General features: G+C 71.2%; 15 protein-coding genes. 3 read left to right on the top strand and 12 right to left on the bottom strand.

The features are described from left to right. Positions 1-52: 52 nt before the first annotated feature. The 4 genes from AB0P06_RS15105 to AB0P06_RS15090 form a co-directional block, all read right to left on the bottom strand. On the bottom strand, positions 53-1,537 hold the full coding sequence (locus tag AB0P06_RS15105) for a sugar transferase (RefSeq protein WP_363607797.1): 1,485 nt from the start codon (positions 1,535-1,537) through the stop codon (positions 53-55). Positions 1,538-2,370: 833 nt separating this feature from the next. Next, complete coding sequence (locus AB0P06_RS15100; RefSeq protein WP_363607701.1) at positions 2,371-4,203, bottom strand: thiamine pyrophosphate-binding protein; 1,833 nt, start codon at positions 4,201-4,203, stop codon at positions 2,371-2,373. Continuing rightward, positions 4,200-6,311, bottom strand: coding sequence for an FAD-dependent oxidoreductase (locus AB0P06_RS15095; protein WP_363607700.1), 2,112 nt, complete (start codon positions 6,309-6,311; stop codon positions 4,200-4,202). Before AB0P06_RS15095 ends, AB0P06_RS15100 begins: the two co-directional genes overlap by 4 nt. Before the next feature lie 16 nt (positions 6,312-6,327). After that, positions 6,328-7,812 (bottom strand): Dyp-type peroxidase, encoded by a 1,485-nt coding sequence (locus AB0P06_RS15090; protein ID WP_363607796.1) that lies wholly within the window; start codon positions 7,810-7,812, stop codon positions 6,328-6,330. A 177-nt stretch (positions 7,813-7,989) separates the two neighbouring features. Between AB0P06_RS15090 and AB0P06_RS15085 the strand changes: the two genes are divergently transcribed. Continuing rightward, entirely contained in the window at positions 7,990-8,280 is a 291-nt protein-coding gene (locus tag AB0P06_RS15085; protein WP_363607795.1) for a DUF2716 domain-containing protein, read from the top strand. A 290-nt stretch (positions 8,281-8,570) separates the two neighbouring features. On the opposite strand, the gene AB0P06_RS15080 is transcribed toward AB0P06_RS15085, so the two are convergent. The 5 genes from AB0P06_RS15080 to AB0P06_RS15060 form a co-directional block, all read right to left on the bottom strand. Then, positions 8,571-8,897 (bottom strand): putative quinol monooxygenase, encoded by a 327-nt coding sequence (locus AB0P06_RS15080; RefSeq protein ID WP_363607699.1) that lies wholly within the window; start codon positions 8,895-8,897, stop codon positions 8,571-8,573. Positions 8,898-9,498: 601 nt separating this feature from the next. Then, positions 9,499-11,076 carry a prenyltransferase gene (locus tag AB0P06_RS15075; protein WP_363607698.1) on the bottom strand — a complete coding sequence of 526 codons (1,578 nt, stop codon included), beginning with the start codon at positions 11,074-11,076 and terminating at the stop codon, positions 9,499-9,501. Then, positions 11,073-12,458: a cytochrome P450 gene (locus AB0P06_RS15070; RefSeq protein WP_363607697.1), complete on the bottom strand. Its 1,386-nt coding sequence runs from the start codon at positions 12,456-12,458 to the stop codon at positions 11,073-11,075. The genes AB0P06_RS15075 and AB0P06_RS15070 overlap by 4 nt, the downstream gene beginning before the upstream one ends. Next, positions 12,455-13,438: a hypothetical protein gene (locus tag AB0P06_RS15065; RefSeq protein ID WP_363607696.1), complete on the bottom strand. Its 984-nt coding sequence runs from the start codon at positions 13,436-13,438 to the stop codon at positions 12,455-12,457. The genes AB0P06_RS15070 and AB0P06_RS15065 overlap by 4 nt, the downstream gene beginning before the upstream one ends. Positions 13,439-14,353: 915 nt before the next feature. Then, complete coding sequence (locus AB0P06_RS15060) at positions 14,354-15,178, bottom strand: SAM-dependent methyltransferase (protein ID WP_363607695.1); 825 nt, start codon at positions 15,176-15,178, stop codon at positions 14,354-14,356. Between the two features lie 38 nt (positions 15,179-15,216). Here AB0P06_RS15060 and AB0P06_RS15055 point away from each other — a divergent pair, with 38 nt between their 5' ends. Next, entirely contained in the window at positions 15,217-15,645 is a 429-nt protein-coding gene (locus AB0P06_RS15055; RefSeq protein WP_363607794.1) for a helix-turn-helix domain-containing protein, read from the top strand. A gap of 43 nt (positions 15,646-15,688) precedes the next feature. Here the strand turns inward: AB0P06_RS15055 and AB0P06_RS15050 are convergent, their stop codons facing one another. From AB0P06_RS15050 to AB0P06_RS15040, 3 genes are all read right to left on the bottom strand, one after another. Continuing rightward, the gene (locus AB0P06_RS15050) at positions 15,689-15,847 is read right to left on the bottom strand and encodes a hypothetical protein (protein WP_363607694.1); all 159 of its coding nucleotides are present in this window, start codon (positions 15,845-15,847) and stop codon (positions 15,689-15,691) included. 495 nt (positions 15,848-16,342) lie between these two features. Then, positions 16,343-17,002: a hypothetical protein gene (locus AB0P06_RS15045; protein ID WP_363607693.1), complete on the bottom strand. Its 660-nt coding sequence runs from the start codon at positions 17,000-17,002 to the stop codon at positions 16,343-16,345. A 56-nt stretch (positions 17,003-17,058) separates the two neighbouring features. Continuing rightward, the gene (locus AB0P06_RS15040) at positions 17,059-18,570 is read right to left on the bottom strand and encodes a hypothetical protein (protein ID WP_363607692.1); all 1,512 of its coding nucleotides are present in this window, start codon (positions 18,568-18,570) and stop codon (positions 17,059-17,061) included. Positions 18,571-18,758: 188 nt separating this feature from the next. Here AB0P06_RS15040 and AB0P06_RS15035 point away from each other — a divergent pair. Further along, a partial coding sequence (locus AB0P06_RS15035; protein WP_363607691.1) for a DDE-type integrase/transposase/recombinase occupies positions 18,759-19,507 on the top strand: 749 nt, incomplete at its 3' end.

Raw genomic sequence — 19,507 nt, 5'->3', positions numbered from 1 at the left:
AGGCCCTTCTGGCCGGCCATCCGCGCGCCGATCGGACGACGCCCCCCGCGCATCAGTAGGCCCCCTGCCCCTGAAGCACCGCACGCAGCGTCTTCCACAGAATCACCGCGTCAAGGGCGAGCGACCAGTCCTCCACGTACCGCAGGTCCAGCCGGACCGCCTCCTCCCACGGCAGGTCGCTGCGCCCGCTGATCTGCCACAGGCCGGTGAGCCCGGGCTTGACGAGCAGCCGCCGCCGGATGTCCGGGCCGTACGCGGCGGACTCCTCCGGTAGCGGAGGCCGCGGACCGACGAGCGACATCGAGCCGGTGACCACGTTGAGAAGCTGCGGGAGCTCGTCGATCGAGTACCGGCGCAGCACTCCTCCCACCCGGGTCACCCGCGGATCCCGGCGGAGCTTGAACAGCAGGCCGGCGCCCTCGTTGCGGTCGGCCAGCCCGGCACGTGCCCGGTCGGCCCCGGCGACCATGGTGCGAAACTTGACCAGGGTGAACTCGCGGCCGTCCTTGCCGACCCTGTGCTGTCGGAAGAACGCCCCACCCCGGCTGTCCACCAGTACGAGCAGCCCGACGAGCACCATCAGCGGCGCGAACAGGATCAGCAGGGCCGCGGCGCCCAGCCGGTCGACGACCTCCTTGACCACCCGGCGGCCCCCGGTGAAGGTCGGCATGCTGACCCGCAGCATCGGGATCCCGAGCACCGCGTCGACGTGCAGCCGCGGGCCGGCCACCTCCATCAGCACGGGGGCCACGACCATCTCGGCATCGCCGTTTTCGAGGTTCCAGGCCAGCCGCTGCAGCCGGTCCGGTGACCAGTGCGGGTCCGGTGTGATCGCAACGACACGGTAGCCGTCGCGGCGGACGTGGTTGGCGACGTCCGTCAGTCGGCCGACGACCGGCACTCCGTCCAGTCGGCCACCGTTGTCCCCGAGAGCGTACGGCGTGCACACCGCCTCCACCCGCCAGCCGAGGTGCGGGAACTTGCGGGTCCGGGTGATCAGGTCGCGCACGGTGGCCGGGCTCCCGGCAGCGAGCACCGGGCGCAGGCACCGTCCTTCCTTCCGCCGTTTATGCAGCCAGAGGCGCAGCAGATACCGCTCGGTCATGGTGACGAGCGTGATCGCCGGGATCGCGACGAAGATCCAGAGCTTGATGTTGCGCGAGGTGAGGGCGATCCCGCCGAGCGCCAGTACGACGGCCGCCGTGAACAGTGAGCGTCCGAGCCGGCGGAATTCCTCGGCGCCCTGGCCGAGCACGGCCGGAGCCCACGACCGGGTCATCGCGAGCGCTCCCAGCACCAGCAGCTCGGTGCCGAAGGCGAGAATTCCCCACTTCTCGTGCCAGTTGGCCGCGTCCCGAACCCCGAAGAAGCCGCCTATCGCCGCTACCACGAAGGCGGTGGCCACGGTATCGCTGATGATCACAGTACGGCGGTACTGCTGCTCCCAGTCGATCTCGGGCCGGCTGATTATCCCGTTCATCGGGCGCCCCCGCGCCGATAGAAACGGGCTGACTAATTCCTCTTCCCCCTGCTCCACAGCCCGCTCCAGGTCACCAGTGGGTTCGACGTGTTCGCTCCACACGGTTCCTCCCCCCGGGAGGCCCGCGCCTCCCGCACTGTTCCTCCCCTTGGGAGGCCCCGCCTCCCGTGCCGCGCTGTTCCTACCCCCGGGAGGCCCCACCCCCCGCGGACGGCAAACCGGCTATTGCAGCGCTACTCGAACATCCCGCCCAGGCGCCGGCGGACCCGAATGTCCTGCCAGAGTCCCGAGATGCGCGGGAAACCGTCGACGGTTGCTCTCCACACTCAAAGCCCCCTCTCGGGCGCCAAGAATTGATCACCCCACGTCTGCCGCCGGGGACGCGACTACCGGCCGTCCGCAGCACCGGACCTGTAGATCATTATTTGTCGCCTCGCGTCCGACCATGCGAGGCGAAAATCAATCTAGAGCATCGAGGCCGCCCAAAGAGGGGGATATGTGAAACGCGTGCTCGAGATTTGAAGTGGATCTACCGAACGATGACTGCCGACGGGTGCCCTGAAGACGAAGACCCGCGTTGTGACCTGTGATGACGGGAGCTCTCCGGGCTGCCGGCACCGGCAATCCCGAGGCGTCCCGCCACTGCCGCCCGGGCCGCGCTCAGGGCATGGGCGAAGCCACCTGTCCGCCGGCGCCGCGCGGCGAGGATGCGCGCCTGGCGGCGCGGGCCCCGGCGAGATCCGCAAGACACTGGAGACCGTCTTCAAAGGGTCGGATCCAGACTGGCAGCACAGCCGCGCCGGCGTTCACCGGGTCTTGAGCAGGTAGGGGGGGCGGTGCGGCGCGCACCGGCCCCGGTCTCGGACCGGGGCGGGTGCGCCGTACGGCGGTTACTTGCACTTCTCGTCGATCTTGTACTGGAGTGCCCGCGGGTAGTCGTGCCGGCTGAGCCGGACCCGGGCCAGGATCGGGGCGTGGTTGATGTCGTTGCCCGGATCGGCAATGTCGAGCAGCAGTGAATCGAGCTCGGCGTGGGTGGTGACCTCGTACCCGTGCATCCGGTCCTTTTCCGTACCGAAGACCTCGGCCAGCTTCTCGTACCGCCACGGGTGCAGCACGTTGTAGAAGTCGGCCCCGTCGGACGGCTTCTCCTTGTAGTAGCAGGGGCTGACCAGCATCTGCTCGATGCCGTAGAAGCCCTCGTTGTCCAGTACGAAGACCACCGGCCGCAGGTGGTGGCGCACCTGGGTGGACAGCTCCTGGCAGATCTCCTGGAACGAGCCGTCCCCGACGAACACCAGCGGCCGCTTCATCGGCTGCTGTCGGCCCAGCGCCACGCCGGTGGCCGCGCCGACCGAGTAGCCGATGGACAGCCAGCTGTTCTGCGCCAGGAAGCCGGCCCGTTCGGTGATCCGCAGGTTCATGGACCCGAGCAGCGCGAACGCCGCGTCCGAGACCACCGTGAACGGCGAGGGGGCCTGCGGGTCCCCGCCGGTGGCCTGGTGCTCCAGGAAGAAGTTGACGTGCTGGAAGAAGCTGTCGTACGTCAGCTCCGCCGGATACCGGGCGGAGCTCAGCGAGTCCAGGAAATCGGACGTGCTGGCCGGGACGTCCAGGCCCGCCGCGTGCGCCAGCGCGAAGTGGTCGGCCGCGAACGTCTGTCCCGCCAGTGCGTTGCGCAACGCCGGTACGAACCGCCCCAGTTGGACCTCGGGGAAGTACCTGGCGCCGACGCTGACGCCGTCGCGGGCCGCCACGATCCAGTCATCGCCGATCGACTGCTCGCCGCCGAGGTTCTTGGACGTGGACCAGGTCCCCAGTCCGATCCGGCACCCGGCGTTCTTGAAGGTCTTCCGGATCTCCGGCAGGCTCGCCTTGCCGTTGTAGACGCCGGCGAACTGCGGATGCCGTTCGGAGACCACGGACTTCGCGCCGACCGTGGTGCAGAACTGCATCCGGGTGCTCTGGACGAACTCCAGCAGTTCGCCTTCCAGCCGCTGGCGGACCAGTTCCTCGCCGGCCCAGACGATCGGCGTGCCGAACTCACTGATCAGCTCCACCGCCGCCGTGACCGCCTTGGCCAGCATCTCCTCATTCCGCTTGGTGAACGTCCGCTCACGAGCCCGGAGTTCACCCTGCGGAGGATCGCACGGCGCGTGCCAGAGGTCCTCCATCACCTCCAGGTAGACCGGCTTGCGCCCGGTCAGGCACGCGGTGATCGCGCTGTCGATCTGCCAGGGCGCGAGCCCCGGGTTGGAGAGCACCTGCGCGTCCACCGTGACCTGCCGGTAGATGTCCAGGTTGCTCTCCCGGCGCCGGCTCATGTGCGAGGTGAGCAGGCCGACCGCCTGGTAGTTGAGCCACTGTTCGTACGAGGGCGCCGCGTTGATCGCGATCAGCGGCACGTCCTCGACGTACGCGCCGCCGATCGTGTTGAGCAGGCTGAACGCGCCCACCCCGTAGGTCACCGCGACGGCGCCGATGCCCTGCTCACCCTTGTCCAGGTCGGCGTCGGCGGCCCGCACCCGGGCGTAGGCGTCCGCGGCGTAGCCGCCACCCATCTCGGTCGGGGTTCCGATCCAGCGCACCCCGGTGGTGGCGTGCATGATCGTCAGGAACGGGCCGAGGAAGTCGCCCGGCACCCCGAACAGGTACCGGATGCCCAACTGCTCCAACCTGGTGGCCAGGTAACGGCCCACTGTCCAATCGTCATCGCCGCTCATCTGCTCAGCATCTCCTCTCGGCGTTCCCGGCGGACCTGCGCCTCGGGCCGGATCTCCGGCTCCGCCGGGGGTGGCGGTGGTGGCGCCTCGTGCACGGCGATGGCCGCCCGGACGGCGGTTTCCACCGCGCCCTCGATCCAGGCGTGCTTGAGCGAGACGTGCTCGCCGGCGAAGTGCACCGGGCCCTCCGGCTTGACCACGTCGAGGTGGAAGCTGGTCATCTGGTGCGGGGTGTAGACGGCTGCCTCGCCGAAGGCGTACGGGTCGCGCAGCCAGCTCTGGGTCTTCCCGTAGCCGGTGTAGAACACCTCGATCCGCCGGCCGTGCACCGACTGGAGGTTGCGCAGCGCGTAGACGTACCGCTCGTAGTCCTCCATCGAGTCCCAGCGCACCGCGTCGTCCGACCAGCTGTAGCTGGCCAGCACCACGCCGCCGCCGTCGCTGTCGGGCACCGGGTGCGAGGGGTAGTACATGAAGCGGTTCGGGTTGTCGGTGGTCGAGCCGCCACCAATGCAGTTGGTGGCGGGGCGCACGCTCGCCCGGTGCAGCGGGGTGTGCCGGTAGGCCTCCAACTGGTCCTGGCCGATCCGGTTGGAGTCCACGCTCCGGTGGGCGCCGAGCAGCACCTTCGGCAGGTTGGGCGGGGGCCGGTGCCCGTTGTGCGCGGCCGCGACGGCCGCCTCGGCGTCCTCCTCGCCGGCCCGCTGGTAGTACTCGTACAGGCCCGGCTCAATGGAGTCGAGCTCGGCCTTCCAGTCCGCCTCGGTGAACTCCCACCACCGGCGGGAGAATTCCAGCAGCACCTTGGTGGCCTGGTCGTAGTGCGTCTCGATGATCGCCCTGCGCTTCTTGTACGAGAACGGGGGTGCGACCTGAACGAACCGCAGCGCGGAGAACGGGACGGTGACGATCGCGAAGTCGCCCTTCCAGACCGTGGGTTCGGCCTCCGGGTTGCCCTCGGGCACGGTGTGGACGGCGACCTGCGGCCCGTTCGGTCCGACGTCCTGGCCGGCCCCGCCGTCGCGGCGCGGGTCCCAGTACTCCATTCGGATCATCCGCTCGCCCATTTCGAGCTCGTCCCGGAGGTCCTCGGCGAGGGCGTAGGGCAGTTGCCAGCTGCCGCCGACGATCTCCCAGTAGGTGGCGTCCGGGTTGATGTCGCTGCGGCCCAGGAAGGTGTGGAAGAAGGACAGGTGCAGCCGCGAGGTCATGTTCTCGATCGTGCCGACCGCCTCGATGGCCTCGTCGCTGAAGCCCGCGTACTCGCGCAGGAAGCGGCCCATCGAGTAGCCGTCGAAGTCGCGGATCACCCGGGCCCAGCCGTCCAGCCACTCGGCGAACGGCTTGCGCACCCGCTTGCCGTTCTCAATGTACGAGTAGTAGTCGCGGACCGGCTCCAGTGCCTGGTTGACCATCTCGGCGGCGGTGATCCGCGCCTCGTCGCCGGTGAGGTGGAAGCCCTCGTTGATGCCGCTCGGGTCGGCGGCGTACTCGCTGCGGCGGGCCTGGATCCGGTTGGTGCGGATCCAGCTGTTGAAGCGCTTGACCGGCTCGCGGAAGTCCGGGCTGTCCTCGCCGTACTTCCAGACCTTGTCGTCCTCGAAGGACTCGTAGACCACCGGCGGGACGGGCGCGTTCTGGTTGCCGGTGTCGGGGTCGACGTCGACGTTGTAGAACAGCTGCCTGCGCAGGCCGAGGCTGTCGACCAGGGCCAGGGTGAGCGGGTGGAAGCTGGGCAGCCGCATCGCCCCGGCCTCCCCGTACTGCTCCGGGTCGTAGAACGGGCCGTCCTGCTCGTCGCCGGTGGAGCGGAAGGTCTTGATCCGCCCGCCGACCCGGCTGGCGTTGGCCTCCAGGATGGTGACGTTGTGCCCGGCGTCCTTGAGCAGCTTCCCGGCGACCAGACCGGCGATCCCGGCGCCGACGATCAGCACGTCCTTGGGCTGGTCGGTCTTCGGGACGCCCTCCTTGATCAGGACGTCGAGGTAGCGCAGTTTCAGGTCCTTGTCGTCCGGACCGACCAGCAGCAGCTCGCGGGCCAGCTCCTGGCAGGTTCGCCGGCGGGCGCGGTCGTTGGCCGTGCCCTCGACGGTGGGGTTCTCGCTCATGGCTTCTCCTCGCCGCTCAGGAGCCGATCGACTTGTCGGGGAGGTCCTTGCCCTCGGCGAGCAGCCGCAGCGTGCTGATCGAGGGGGTGAAGGCGTAGAGCGCGCCCGTGGTACGGACGAAGCGCTTCATGTCGACCGTGCCGGAGGTACCGTCCGCGAGCTCGATCGAGGCCTGGCCGGCGAGACCGATGACCTTGTCGAAGCCGTTGGCGACCACCTGGTCGGGCCGGCTCTCCCCAGGGGGGAACGTGTCGGAGTTGGACCAGTGCTGCTGGACCAGTTCGAACTGCTCCTCCAGCGAGCTGCCGTAACAGACGAACATCAGCCCGCGGTCCTTGCCGTCGTCCGGGCCGCCCTTGAACTCAGGGCCGTACGGGATGCCGCGGCGCATCAGGCGGTGGCTCTTCGGCTTGTTGTCGACGATGCCGGCGAAGGCGCGCGGATGGGTGCGGCGGATGTGCGCGGCCCAGGGGGTGTGCTGGCCGATGGCGTCGTTCACGTAGTCGAAGTCGTTGCGGTCCGAGCCGAGGCCGGTCACGGCGCTGCACGGCGGGGCGAGCGGTGTGCCGTCCTTGGCCCGGCCGACCAGACAGGCACCGAGCCGGTTGGCGTCCATGTTCCCGGTGAAGTCCTTGACGCCGTCCACCACGGCCTTGTTCCAGCCGGCGACGTCCTGGCGAAGGCGGCGCACCACCTGGAGGGAGCCGTTCTTCATCCACGCCGGCGCCTTCCGGTCGCCCTGTTCGCTCTTGTAGCCGAAGACGAACTCGCCGGGTTCGATCAGCTCGGTCCCGGCGTGGTTGTCGCGGAAGCCCTTGCGGCCCGCGTCCTCGCGGTGGAAGTCCTTGACGCCGGGCTGGGAGATGCCGTCCTTGTAGCCGAAGTGCTCGTGGCCCTTCAGGTCGCCCGTCAGGGTGCGGCCCTCGTCGACATGGACGCGCGTGATCTGGTGGGTCTGCTCGACCGTGTCGAGGTTCTTCAGCTTCTCCCTCAGCAGTTCCTCGGTGTCCGCGGCGACGACGAGGACCGCGTGCACGACCTTGTCGCCGGTCCCGGCCCCGAACAGCCAGGTCTTGGGGTCGCTCTCGCCGGTGTCCCCGAGATCCTGGGCCCGCGCGGCCGCGCCCGCGCAGAACGACGCGAAGGCGCTGAGGTCCTTCTTGATCTGGTCGGGCTTGTTGGCGACCGTCACGAGGCCCTCGAAGGTGAGGGAGACCCCGCAGCGGACGGCCGTGATCGCGGGGTCGCGGCCGAAGGCCCGGCGGGCCAGCGAGAACTGCTCGTTGAAGTCCTCCGTCTCATTGGTCGTCGCGACGGTGTTGAGGATCGCGGAGAGCCAGCCGCGGCCCCTGGCGGCGTCAGGGAAGTGCAGGTAGCGGAAGTCCGTGAAGTCCTTGTTGAACGCGGCCAGGATGTTGCCCTGGATGTCGGTGGACCCACGCAGCTCCGGCTGGGGCAGCTGCTCGACGGATGGGACGGCCGTGGGACGGATGGGAGTCATGGTCACGGTGGGGCTCCTCGCGTGAGGTGGCGGGCGGCAGCGGATTCGCACACGGACGGTGTGGCGCCATCGATCACAAGAAGTGACGAATCGGATACCTAGAGTAGGTTCGCTGTCGCCGACGGGACCTGTCAAACGGAGGTCAGCCCCTCGGCGGGGTCACCCGGCGCCGCCCGGCTGTACGACCCCGAATACGCCGGGACCTGGGACCGCTTCGATGCCAAGTTCGACTTCCGGCCCAGCATTTACGAGTTCCCGGGCATCACGGAGCCCTCGCCTTCGATCACGTGGAGTCTCGACGAGCTGAACGACGACCCCGGCTACCGAAAGCTCGACCGTCTGGTCGACGTCGTGCGGGACGGCCTCGCCGGCTGCAGCAAGCCAGGGGAGTCGCTCCGGATACTGGACTGGCAGCACACCTGTTACGGGCTCCGTCCGGATCTCCCGAAGACCGATAGTCCGGGGTGAAGCCCACTGGGCTCCTCCCCCTGCCCGTACAGCCGCATCGTCGCCGTCCACCGGCCCGACGCGGACGAGGCCGTCCGACGCCTGCTGGACCTGATCGAGCGGAACGTTTCCAGCGTCTCCCGCACCACCCCGCAGGTGAGGCCTGCTGTCCCCATCGGCGTTCAGCCGCGTCCACGGACACCGAACGGCCGGTCGATCCTCGGATCGACCGGCCGTTCCCCGTGGTCAACCGACACGGTCCCTTCCTCTCCCCGGCTCCTGCGCTCCTCGGGCACAGCAGCCCTCGGAGGTCACCGGGGGGTGATCTCGCCCATCTCCCCCCAGCCGTCCATGCCGGGGATCTCGATCGAGACGATCTGCGGCTTGGTGGCCACCGCGTACGACAGGTCGTCCATGGCCTTGGTGAAGTGCGCGGACTCCACGTGCTCCTTGCCCGCGTCGCCGTCGCGGAACGCCTCGACCAGGACGAACTCGTCGGGGTTGTCGACGCTGCGGGACCACTCGAAGAAGAGGTTGCCGGGCTCGTTGCGGGTGGCCTGGGTGAAGTCGTCGACCAGGCCGAGCCAGTCGTCGGCGCGCTCGGGGCGGACCGCGAACTTGACCGTGATGAAGATCATGGGACTTCCTTTCGCTCCACGTTCACACGTGGCAGTGCGGGTAAGGGCAGGCTGCTCAGCGAGCACGGTGGCAATCGTCGCAGGTCAGACGGGTGGTCTGCGACACGGGAGGCGACACGCGCCCCAGGCCGGTCAGCCGGTGGACCCCGACACCACCGGACCGGACTCGTACACGATCACCACCGCGTGGTTCTGACGTGCTTCGCGCACCGCCCCGCGCGCTCTGCCGCCACGCCCGACGAGGCGGCGAACCTCGGCACCGGCAGGTCACCGAGGCCCGCGCCGAGCTGGAGGCGACCGAGCGGCGCCACCGCGACGCCGTCCACCGGCGCGGCCGGCCCGCCAACAGGCCACCGGCCGCCGGCCGCCGGGAAAGTCCCCCGGTTGCGATCCCGGGAGACCGCCGCCGTCACCGCCCGATGTCGATCAGCACGGTCCTCGACGGGATGACGGAGGGGTGGTTGACGATGGGTCAGGTCGGCGCAGGCTACGTCGGATCGCCGCTGTGCCCGCGCCGTACCCGGCGTGGCGACGGGTGGCGTGGTGCTCCTCTCGGTGGGGTTCGGGGTGTCCGTCCGGCCCAACTGGTGGCCGGGGTTGTTCAGGGAAGTGTGTGGAGGGTGGCGAGGAGCTCGGCCTCGACGACGGCTGTGGGGGTGTAGAGGGTCTTGTCCTGCCACAGGGGCGGGTTCGCGGGGGCGTCGGTCAGGTGGTCGGCGAGGTAGGTGCGGGCGCGGGTGAGGGGCTCGGTGGGGGTGGTCGGGGCGGCGAGCAGGATCTGGCTGCCGTAGGCGGTTTCCTCGGCGCTGGGGCCCCAGATGCCCCAGGAGCCGTCGGGGTGCTGGGTCCGCATCGCCCATTCGGCGGCGCGGCGCAGTGCGGGGCGGGCGGTGGGGCCGCCGTGGCGGGCCAGTGCGGTGGCGGCGCGGCTGGTCGCGTACAGGGGTGAGGCGTGCCACTTGTCGGTCCAGTGGCCGGCGGGGGTCTGCTGGGAGGTGAGCCAGGTGCGCAGTGCGGCGACTGCCTCGCGGTGGGCCGGGTGGTGGGGCAGGCAGGCGCCGAGCGCGAGCAGGGCGTGGGCGTTGGCGGAAAGGGAGCCGGTGTCCTCGCCGAGGTAGCAGGCGAAGTGGTCGCCGGTCCGGAACGGGGCGAGCGCGTCGTGGTCGTGTGGCAGGCCGAGTTCGGCGGCGACGAAGAGCGCCATGGCGGTGTCGTCGGCGTCCGGCGCGAGTCCGGGTGCGCCGCGCACGCTGCCGTGCTCGGTGAGGGGTTCGAGCCATCGTCGGGCCAGGTGTTCGGCTCCGGTCAGCAGTCCGGTCTTGGCGAACGCGGAGAGGACCCAGAGGCGTTCGAACGCCGCCAGTGGGGCCGTTTCGGGCAGCAGGCCGCGGTAGCGGTGCGCGGTGGCTTCGAGGGCGGCTGCGGCCGGGCGGTGGGAGGGGGAGGCGGGTGTGGTGGCGAGCCAGGCGGCGGTGGCGGCGGGCGAGGCGCCGAGCAGCCCGGTGGGAGGCGGCGGGACGAGGCGGTCGGGGATCCGGGCGGCCAGTGCCTCGTAGCAGTGGTGCCATTTGACGGGCAGTTGCGGCAGCCGGTGGAGCCGGTGCGTGAGCGCGGTGGGAAGGTCGGCGGGTTGGCCGCAGAGCGGGCCGAGGCGGGGTGAGTGGTGCAGTGCGGGGTACCGGCCGGTGGCCGGGGCGTCGAGGAGCCGGTTGACCTCGGCCAGCAGGGCGGGGACGAGGAGTTCGACGGCTGCGGTGTCCGGTGGTGCGCCGTGGCCGGGTATGTGCCGCAGGGCGGCCAGGGCACGGGTGACGGCTGCCGGGATCCGGCCTTGTGGCGGCTCGTCGTGCAGGTGGGACAGCAGCGCGGCGGTGGCGCTGAGGGTCGGAAGCACCTGGTGTCCGGTGGAGCCGGTGCCCCACCGGCCGTCGGCCCTCTGCTGGTCGAGGAGCCATCCGACTCTCTTCGCGGCGCCGGGCAGGCGGGGCAGGTGGGCGTGGACGCGTGCGGTCTCGTAGACGGACGGGGTGAACTGCCCCCACGGGTCGGCGTCGACCTGTTCGAGGAGGTGCCGCGCCCGCTCGGCGCGCTGCGCGGCTCCGCCGGGGCCGGGCAGGGCGCCGGGGCCGGGCAGGGCGCCGGGGCCGGGCAGGGCGGGCCTGGCGACGGTGTGGTTCATGACGCCGGGCACTGCCGCTGCGGCGGGGTGTCGATCCCGCTGGGTACGGTGACGGTGGCCCTCATGCGGCCGGGGTTGAGGGTGAGTTGCGGGAGCCGGGGCAGTGCGAGGCTGTCGGGGGTGAGTTCGAGGTGCCAGCGGCCGACCATGGAGGCGAGCAGCAGGACGCCCTCGACCATGGCGAACCGGTCGCCGACGCAGGAGCGGGCGCCGCCGCCGAAGACGGTGGCCGGGGCCTGCGGAGTCCGTTCTCCTGCCTGCCAGCGGTCGGGGTCGAAGCGGCCGGGGTCCTCGTAGAGCGCGGGCAGGCGCCCGATCAGGTAGGGGCTGTAGGCGACGGTCGTGCCGGCCGGCAGGTGGTGTCCGCCGAGTTCGGTGGCGCCGGTGGTCTCCCGGGTGAGGAACCAGCCCGGCGGGTACATCCGGATCGCTTCGGTGAGGACCTGCCGGGTGTAGCCGAGTCGGGGCAGGTCCTCCCAGGTCGCGGCGCGTCCGCCGAGGACGGTGCGCGCCTCGGTGCGCAGCTTCTCCTGGGCGTCGGGGTGGGTGGCGGCGAGGTGGAGCGCCCAGCAGACCGCGCCCGCGGTGGTCTCGGTGCCCGCGGTGTACATGGTGATGGCCTGGTCGACGAGTTCGTGGTCGGTGAAGGCGTCGGCGTCGCTGTCGGGGTCGCGGGCCGCCAGCAGCAGGGACAGCAGGTTCGGGGCGGCGTCCGCGGCCGTGTCGGCGCTGCGTTGGTCGGCGATCAGCCGGCCCAGCTCCTGGCGGATGCGTTCGGTGGCTCTCCGGTGGCGCAGGTTTCCGGGGATGGGGAGTGCGCACAGCGCCTCGGGCATGAGGATGCGCCGGGAGAAGCCCGCCATCATGACGGTGAAGTCGGCGGCCAGGCGGGCGTGGGCGGCCTCGTCCAGGCCGGTGCCGAAGAAGGCGGCGATGACCACGCCGGCGGTGATCTTCCGGGCCTCCTGGGTGAGGTCGATCCGCTGCCCGCTGCGCCAGCTGCCGAGAGCCTTCTCCACGCGGTCGGTCATGACCTGGGCGTAGCCGGGCAGTCGGGGCTGGTGGAACGCCGGTTGGACGAGGCGGCGCTGGCGGCGGTGGTCGCTCGCGGGGCAGCTGGCGACACCGTGCCCGCCCGCCTCGCGCAGCCGCTGGTAGAGCGGGCCGCCCTTGTCGAAGACCCGGTCGTGGACCAGCATCGTCCGGGTCAGCTCCGGGTCGCACACCACGACGATCCTGCGGCCGGCGAGGCGGACCTCCACCACTTCGCCGTACGCCGGAAGCCGCTCCAGGAACGCCAGCGGCGCGCGCAGGAGGGCGACGGTGTGTCCCAGGAGCGGTAGCGCGCCGGGCACTTGGGGCAGTACCGGGCCCCCGCTCATGCGTGCCGCCCGTCGTCGCCGGAAAGTGGTGCGCGCGGCGCCGGCCCGGTTCCGTAGCGGCCCGGCAGACCGTTGGAGAGCAGCCCGGCGAGGAAGTCGTCCAGCGCGCCCAGGTAGGCGCCGGCCTGTGGGGCGCCGACCGCCACGGCGGCGCGCCGTACGCGGTACCGGTCGAGCGCCGTGTCGAGCATCGTTCGCACGACCGCGGCGGCTTCCGCGTTCGGGCGCCCGGTGTCGCGTGCGGTGATCGTGATCAGGTTGGACAGGTCCTCGGCCCGTCCCCGGTGCGCCTGTTCCCAGGCGAAGGAGACGAGGTCGTTGTGGATCAGGACGACGTCGCAGAACTCGGTCAGCAGCCGGCGGGTCACCGGGGCGTCGTGCAGGCCGGCCGGGAGTTCGCGGCCCGTCGTCCATTCGAGCAGCGGCGGGAGCAGACGGGCGAAACTCAGGTGGCGCCGCATGGCGAGGTAGTCGGCCGCGCGGACGTCGCGGGCCGAGTGCTCCCACAGCACGGCGAGGAGGTAGCCGCGGACCGCGTCCGCCAGCCGGCCGAACTGCGCAGGGGTGAGCCGGCGGCGCAGTTCGGCGCTCACCGCCGCGAACGCGGCGACCGCCGCGCCCTGCCCGGTGCCGCAGCCGGCAGGCGACTCGCCGGCGCCGTCCAGGTCCAGGACGGCGACGAGGCCGGCGATCGCGGCGGCCGTGTCCGCAGCCCCGGGGCCGGTCCCGGGCTCGTGGAGGTCGTCGAAGGCCGTGAACCAGGTGAAGGCCTCGGTGATGATCCGCTTGCCGTCCGCGTCGGCCGCCGGAAAGCACCGGGCCACACTGCCGCCGATCCCCGTGCGCAGCAGACGGTCCCTCACCTCGCCCTCGGGCACCATGCCCCAACGGTGCAGGAACGCGGCGACAGCGACTTCGGGCCCCGCGAGACCGGTGCCACCGGCGCTCACCGGACGGCCCGTCGCGTTCGCCGCCGTCACCCGACGTCCTCGCCGCGCACATTCACTCCCTTGGCCCGCGCCGTTGTGTCACAGCATCAAACTGCGTTGTCCGACGCGCGATTGATACCCGCCGTCCCATCCGCCACACCCACGCTTCCACCGCTTCCCCGCCCCTTCGCGGCCTTCGGGTCGGGTGCGGGCTCCGGTGACGGCCGACCTCCTGGGACTGACTCCCGCATGTCGCACGGTGGGACGACTGCTGCAACCCTGCGGACATGGCGGGGCCGACGGCCTGCGACGGCGTGCCATCGCGCCCGGGACCAGGCGCGGTGGGGGTGCTGCCGACGACCCGCGGCGCCAGCCTGCGTCCTTCAAGTGCGCGAACACCTCGAAGACCTCGACGACGACCTCACCGAACACACCGGCCCGGACACCGACCCCGAGGACACCGGCCTGCGCCTCACCCCCTCGACCCCAAACGCCCCGCCCGCGACCTCCTCGAAGACCTCCTCACCGGCATCCACGCCTGCCAGCTCCTCCACGAGGAATACGACGACCCCGACCACGAGGACGCCGATGCCGACGAGGCGAGGACCGGGACGACGAACAGGCCGAACAGCACCAGGGCCACGGCCGCGAACGCTTCGCCCACCTCGTCCCCGAAACCGCCGCCCGACACCGCGACCGGCTCACCTGACCCGCCACCGAGACCACCCGCCCGGACACACGACGCATCCCCTCGACAATCACCCAGGGTGACAACGGAGGGCTCTGACCACCCGCTCCCCTCGGCGACTCCGCGTGACAGCCGTCGACCTGTCGGCAACCGCACGTTCACCCAGGCCGTCGGCGCCTGCCCCGCCGAACGTGATCCACAAGGCCGCGAGCCGCTGAAGGGAGCCGTAGGCGATCTGAGCGCAGGTCAAGGGATCACGCCAGGTCAGAGCTATGCCGTCATGCGGCGGGCCCGGTGCGGTGGGCTTCGATGAAGCCGGGGGCGCCGGGGCCGGCGGCGGGCGGGAGGGGGCGGGCGTGGGTGGTGGCGAGGTGGTCGAGGGAGGTGAGGTGGGTGGTCCAGCCGCGGGCGGCGAGCCAGTCGTGGGTGCCGGGGCCGAGGCCGCCCCGCCACAGTGCGGTGATGTGGGCGAGCGCCGGGTCCTGCGGGGTGCCGGTGACGTCGCGGCCCTGTTCCAGCAGCAGGCGGCTGCCGGGGGCGGAGAGCGCGCCGACGGCAGCGAGCAGGCCGGCCGCCTCGTCGGCGCTCAGGTAGACCAGCAGGCCCTCGGCCAGCCAGGCGGTGGGCCGCCCGGGGTCGAACCCGGCCGCGGTGAGCAGGGCGGGCCAGTCGGGGTCGACCAGGTCGGCGGCCAGCGGGACGCGTTCGCAGGCGGGGGCGGCACCGAGCCCGTCCAGGACCCGCTGCTTGAAGGCCAGCACCGGGGCGAGGTCGAGTTCGAACAGTCGGGTGCCGGACGGCCACGCGAGCCGGTGGGCGCGGGTGTCCAGGCCGGCCGCGAGCAGCACGACCTGGCCGGTTCCGGCGGCGAGGAGGCGGTCGTCGTAGAAGCGGGTGCGCAGGATGCCCTGGGCGACCAGGCGCCTGGCGAGAGGTCCGTGGGGCCCGTCGGGCAGCGGCATCCCGGCGGCGGCGACGAAGGCGGCGGCGTAGGGGTCGGTGAACAGCGGTTCGGGCCGGGCGCTCTCGTAGGCCCGCACCAGGGCGACGGACAGGGCGGTGCGGGACACCGGGCTCAGGGCCTCGGGGGTCTGGGGCGTCATGGCCGAGAACTTACATCGGCACCGATGCATCTGTGAAGATGTATTCTTTCGGGGTGGACGGCGTACGGCTTCTCAGACTCGGCAAGCGGCTGACCGAACTCGGCCGGGAGATGGTCACCGACCCGGCTTCGCAGACCCTCACCCCCGGCGAGGTCGCGGTGATCGCCGACGTGTTCGGCCACCCCGCCAGCTCCGTCCAGGAGATCCGGGTGCGGACGGGCTTCGCGCAGAGCCACGTCTCCGGGTCGGTCGCGCGGCTGCGCGAACGCGGGCTGCTGGACGCGGCCGCCGACCCGTCGGACGGCCGGCGCACCCTGCTCACCGTCTCCGCGATGGCCCGCCAGGCCGTCCACGGCTGGGTCGCCGAACCGGTGGAACCGGTGATCGCCCGGGCGGTGCCGGACGATCAGCGGGCGCGCCGGGCGGTGGAACTGCTCGACGAACTCGCCGCCCTGCTGCTGCCCTGACGCACCCCGGGCCCGGCGCACCGTCGGCCCGGTCGGCCGGGGGTCAGGGGCGCCAGTAACCCTGGGCGCACAGACGGGGTTTGGGCACGGTCAGGTCCCGGCGGACGAACTGGCCCAGGTACCCGGTGACGCGGTCCTGCACTTCCAGTCGGAGGCGGTCTGGCTGGTACGGCTGGACGGCGAGCCGAGCCTGAGCGAGCACGGCGACATCTGACCGCCGAGCCGCCTTGCCGCCATCTCCAGCCCCTACCGTCGAAAGAACTACGAGTTCTCCGATCAGGACTGAACGGCGACCACCGCCGCGGGTTGGTGAGCAGTGAAGAGTCGGCCCCGGCACCCCACCCACCGGGGCCGACCCCATCTGGCCCCTTACCGACCTACGGTGACATTCTGGACCCCAAGAAGGCCAGAGCAGCTCACAGCCGCGTAGGCCCGATCGTCCGGAGGGTAGACCCCGTCCCACAAGGTCGAACCGCCAGCCGCTTCGATCACCCAACCCGGGTACAGGCGCCGCATCATGGCGGCCGTCCGCCCCAGGTCCGCCCCACCCACCTGCCCCAGGCGACGAGGCACGTCCCCGTCGGCGTACACCAGCAGACCAGTCTTCGCGCCCAAGGATCCTCCTTGCAGTGAAGCCGCGTTGGGGTCGCACCCTACTCACGAGCACCGACAAGAGGAGGCACAGCCGGCCGCCCGTTCAGGCATCCGCCACCGCGTAGCCGAGTAGGCCGGCACGCTCGGCCATCACCTCGAAGTCCGCCGCCGGATTGAGCGCACCGACCGTCCGAGGGTTCAGCGGGGCGCCCGCCAGGAGCGCGTCGACAGCCTGCCGGTCGACGGGCCGTTCGTAGTAGTCCTCCGCGTCACTGCAGACGGCCTCGGCACTGCCGTCGGTCAGCACCCCGAAGAGCCAACCGGCGCCATCGGACTCCCCCGGCTCGAAAACCACAGGACCGCACTGCCACGAGGTCGCGCCCGTCTCGCGCCAGGCACACACCGTCACGTCGAAGAAGCCCTCGAACTGCAGCTCCGGATCAGCCGGGTAGTGCGCCAGCGCGGCGGGCAGGCCCTCCAGCAGCCCAGGCCAGTGCGCCCTGGGCCACTCCCGCCACGGCGTGGCGTCGCATTCATGGTCGAAGCCGTAGAGAAAGACCCCGGCCGGATCGAAGACGATCCCGTACAGATCACCGGAACCGTTCTCCATCGTGGCCAGGTCCACGCCCGCACGCCAGCCCGGGACATAGCCGCGCCTCGGGGCGAAGCCGTCGAGCACGATGTCGAGCAGCGCCAGCGCCCGGCAGCGGGCACGCAGGACACCGGGGTCGGGAAGCACAGTCACGAGCTCCTGAACGTTCATGACGGTCATTGAACAGGCCACCGCCGACAGCCGGACGATCGAGAGCAGTCTGCGCCTCAGGGCAGGAGCCCGGTCATGACATCAGCGGGGAGGGAAGGGTTGGCGGCGGCCGCCGTCACGACCTGCCAGTCCTCGTCGGCCAGAAGGCCGACGAGGACTGCGGAAGGGATCTCTGGACGCGCGGCGGCGACGCGGCGGGCCTGCGGGTCCGCCAGACATGCGAGAAGCGCCGCGAGCGAGGCGTTCGGGTGGCGGGCGACCTCCCGAAAGGCCTTGCGCGCGGAGACGGGCTGACGGGTCAGTCCCTCCAGGACGAGCGCGGTCGCGTCAGGGTTCGTGGCGGCCTTGGCGGCCACGCGGAGACCGTGACGGTCGATCATGGCGAGCAGCTGGTCCTCGGTGAGACCCGGGTGCGGGGCGATTGCTTTGAGGACCTTCGCGTCGCAGTCGCGGACGAGCATGTCGCGGATCGCGTCCGGCAGGTCCCGGCGCAGGGCGACCAGCATGCGCCGGGTCGGGTCGGCGGCCGTGGCGAGGTCGACAACCTCCGCAAGCGTGGCCGCAGCGATGCGTGGGAGCAGCGGAGAGCCGAGTTTGGTGGAGCGGGTGAGCTGTGCCAACACGTCCAGCGGCAGGCCCGGATGGTGTGCGAGGGACCGCTGGACGTCGTGGCCGTGGTCCTGGGCCAGCCTGCGGACCAGGGCCTCGTCGATCGACGGGTTCTTCGCCAGTGCCGCGCGGACCCACGGCACAGGGTCCCCGGCCAGTTGCGCGTAGGCGTGCCGCGGCAGACCCTCGCGTGCGGCGACGAGTTCACGCAGCAGCGCCGACGGGTGGTCGGTGAACCGGGCCACGGCCGGCGCCGGGGTGGCCGCGTTGTGCAGCGCCTGCCACTGAATGTCGTGCACGGCGGACTGATGGGATCCATCACACGCGTCCCCGGGCAACAGCACGCAATCGCCATGAGGGCAGTCCGGCGCATGGACGAAGGGCACCTCCTCCTGGTCGCAGACTCGGCAGAACCGCACCGCAGGCAGGCCTTCGCCGGTGAGCAGCGCCGCCAGCAGCTCCGCTGGCGTCGCCTCATTGCCGGCGACCGCGCGGCGGACCTCTGCATGCGGATGGCACGCGAGTTCGGCGGCCAGGTACGTCGGGGCCCATCGGGCGAGTTCGGCGACGACCCGGGTGCCGGGGTCGTCGGCGAGGCTTCGGGCCACGTCCGGCTGGAGCCCGGGACACGCGGCCAGCTTCTCCCGGTGTTCCACGCACGGATCTGCGGCAAAGTGCCGGGCCCACTGTGGCAGGCCGACCCCCTGGTCGAGCAGGGCGAGTGCGGCGAACGGCTGGGAGACCGGATCGACATCCTCCGGCTGCAGCCGGCAGCCGTAGGCGAGCTGGACGGCAACCGTGACAGATCGAGCTGCCAGCGCGCGGACCTGATCGCGGTCCAGGTCCGGACGCAGCGCCAGCTCACTTGCGAGCTCCTCGTCCGCAGCGTCGATCAGCCGGTCAACCAGGTCGGGCGGGAGGGCGGGGTTCACGGCGAGGCCGAGCAGCGCGGGATTCACAGTGCGTCATCCTGCTGTGCGCGCCGCGGAGTGTCCCCTGAATTCTTTGCCCGCCCAGCCTTCCGCCGGCCAGCACCGGGAAGCAGTTCGTCCAGACGCTTGAAGCCGCTGGAGGTCCTGGGAAAAGCGTCGGCGCTCTTGGAAATGATCTCCGAGAGCGCGGACTGACGCACGCCGCGGATCCCGTCGTGGACGAGGCGTTCACCGGCCTCGAACACGAGCTGGGCATCACGGCCGCGTGCCGGCTGACCGGCCGCTCCCGGGCCACCCACTACCGCAGGCTGAAGCCGCTGCCCGTGCGCGAGCCCAGGCCGCCACAGGTTCAGCCGTCGGCTCTGACGGCAGAAGAACGCGATGCGGTCCTGGAGTTGATGAACAGCCCCGAGTACGCCGAGCTGGCGCCCGCGCAGATCTGGGCCCGCGAACTGGACACCGGGCGCTACCACTGCTCGGTCTCCACCATGTACCGGATCCTGCGCGCACACGGGCCGTCGGGTGAGCGCCGCCGCCAGGCCGCCCACCCGGCCAGGACGGTGCCCGAACTCGTCGCCGACGGACCCTCCCAGGTCTTCACCTGGGACATCACCGAAGCCGCCGGCCCCAGCAAGGGCATCTGGTACCACGCCTACGTCATCATCGACATCTTCAGCCGCTACATCGTCGGCCACACCGTCGAACCGGCCGAATCAGCCGAGCGGGCAGAGGAGCTGATCCGCGAGACCATCGCGCGCAACGGCATCGCCCCCGAGGCCGTGCACGCCGACCGGGGCACCTCGATGACCTCCAAGAAGGTCTCCCAGCTGCTGACCGACCTCGGCGTCACCCGAAGCCACTCACGACCCAAGGTCTCCAACGACAACCCCTCCAGCGAGGCCCAGTTCAAGACCACCAAGTACATGTCCGACTACCCCGAGCGGTTCGACTCCCTGGCCCACGC

The organism is Kitasatospora sp. NPDC088351, assembly GCF_040685575.1.
Lineage (GTDB): Bacteria > Actinomycetota > Actinomycetes > Streptomycetales > Streptomycetaceae > Kitasatospora.
This window is presented reverse-complemented; position numbering and strand designations above follow the sequence as displayed.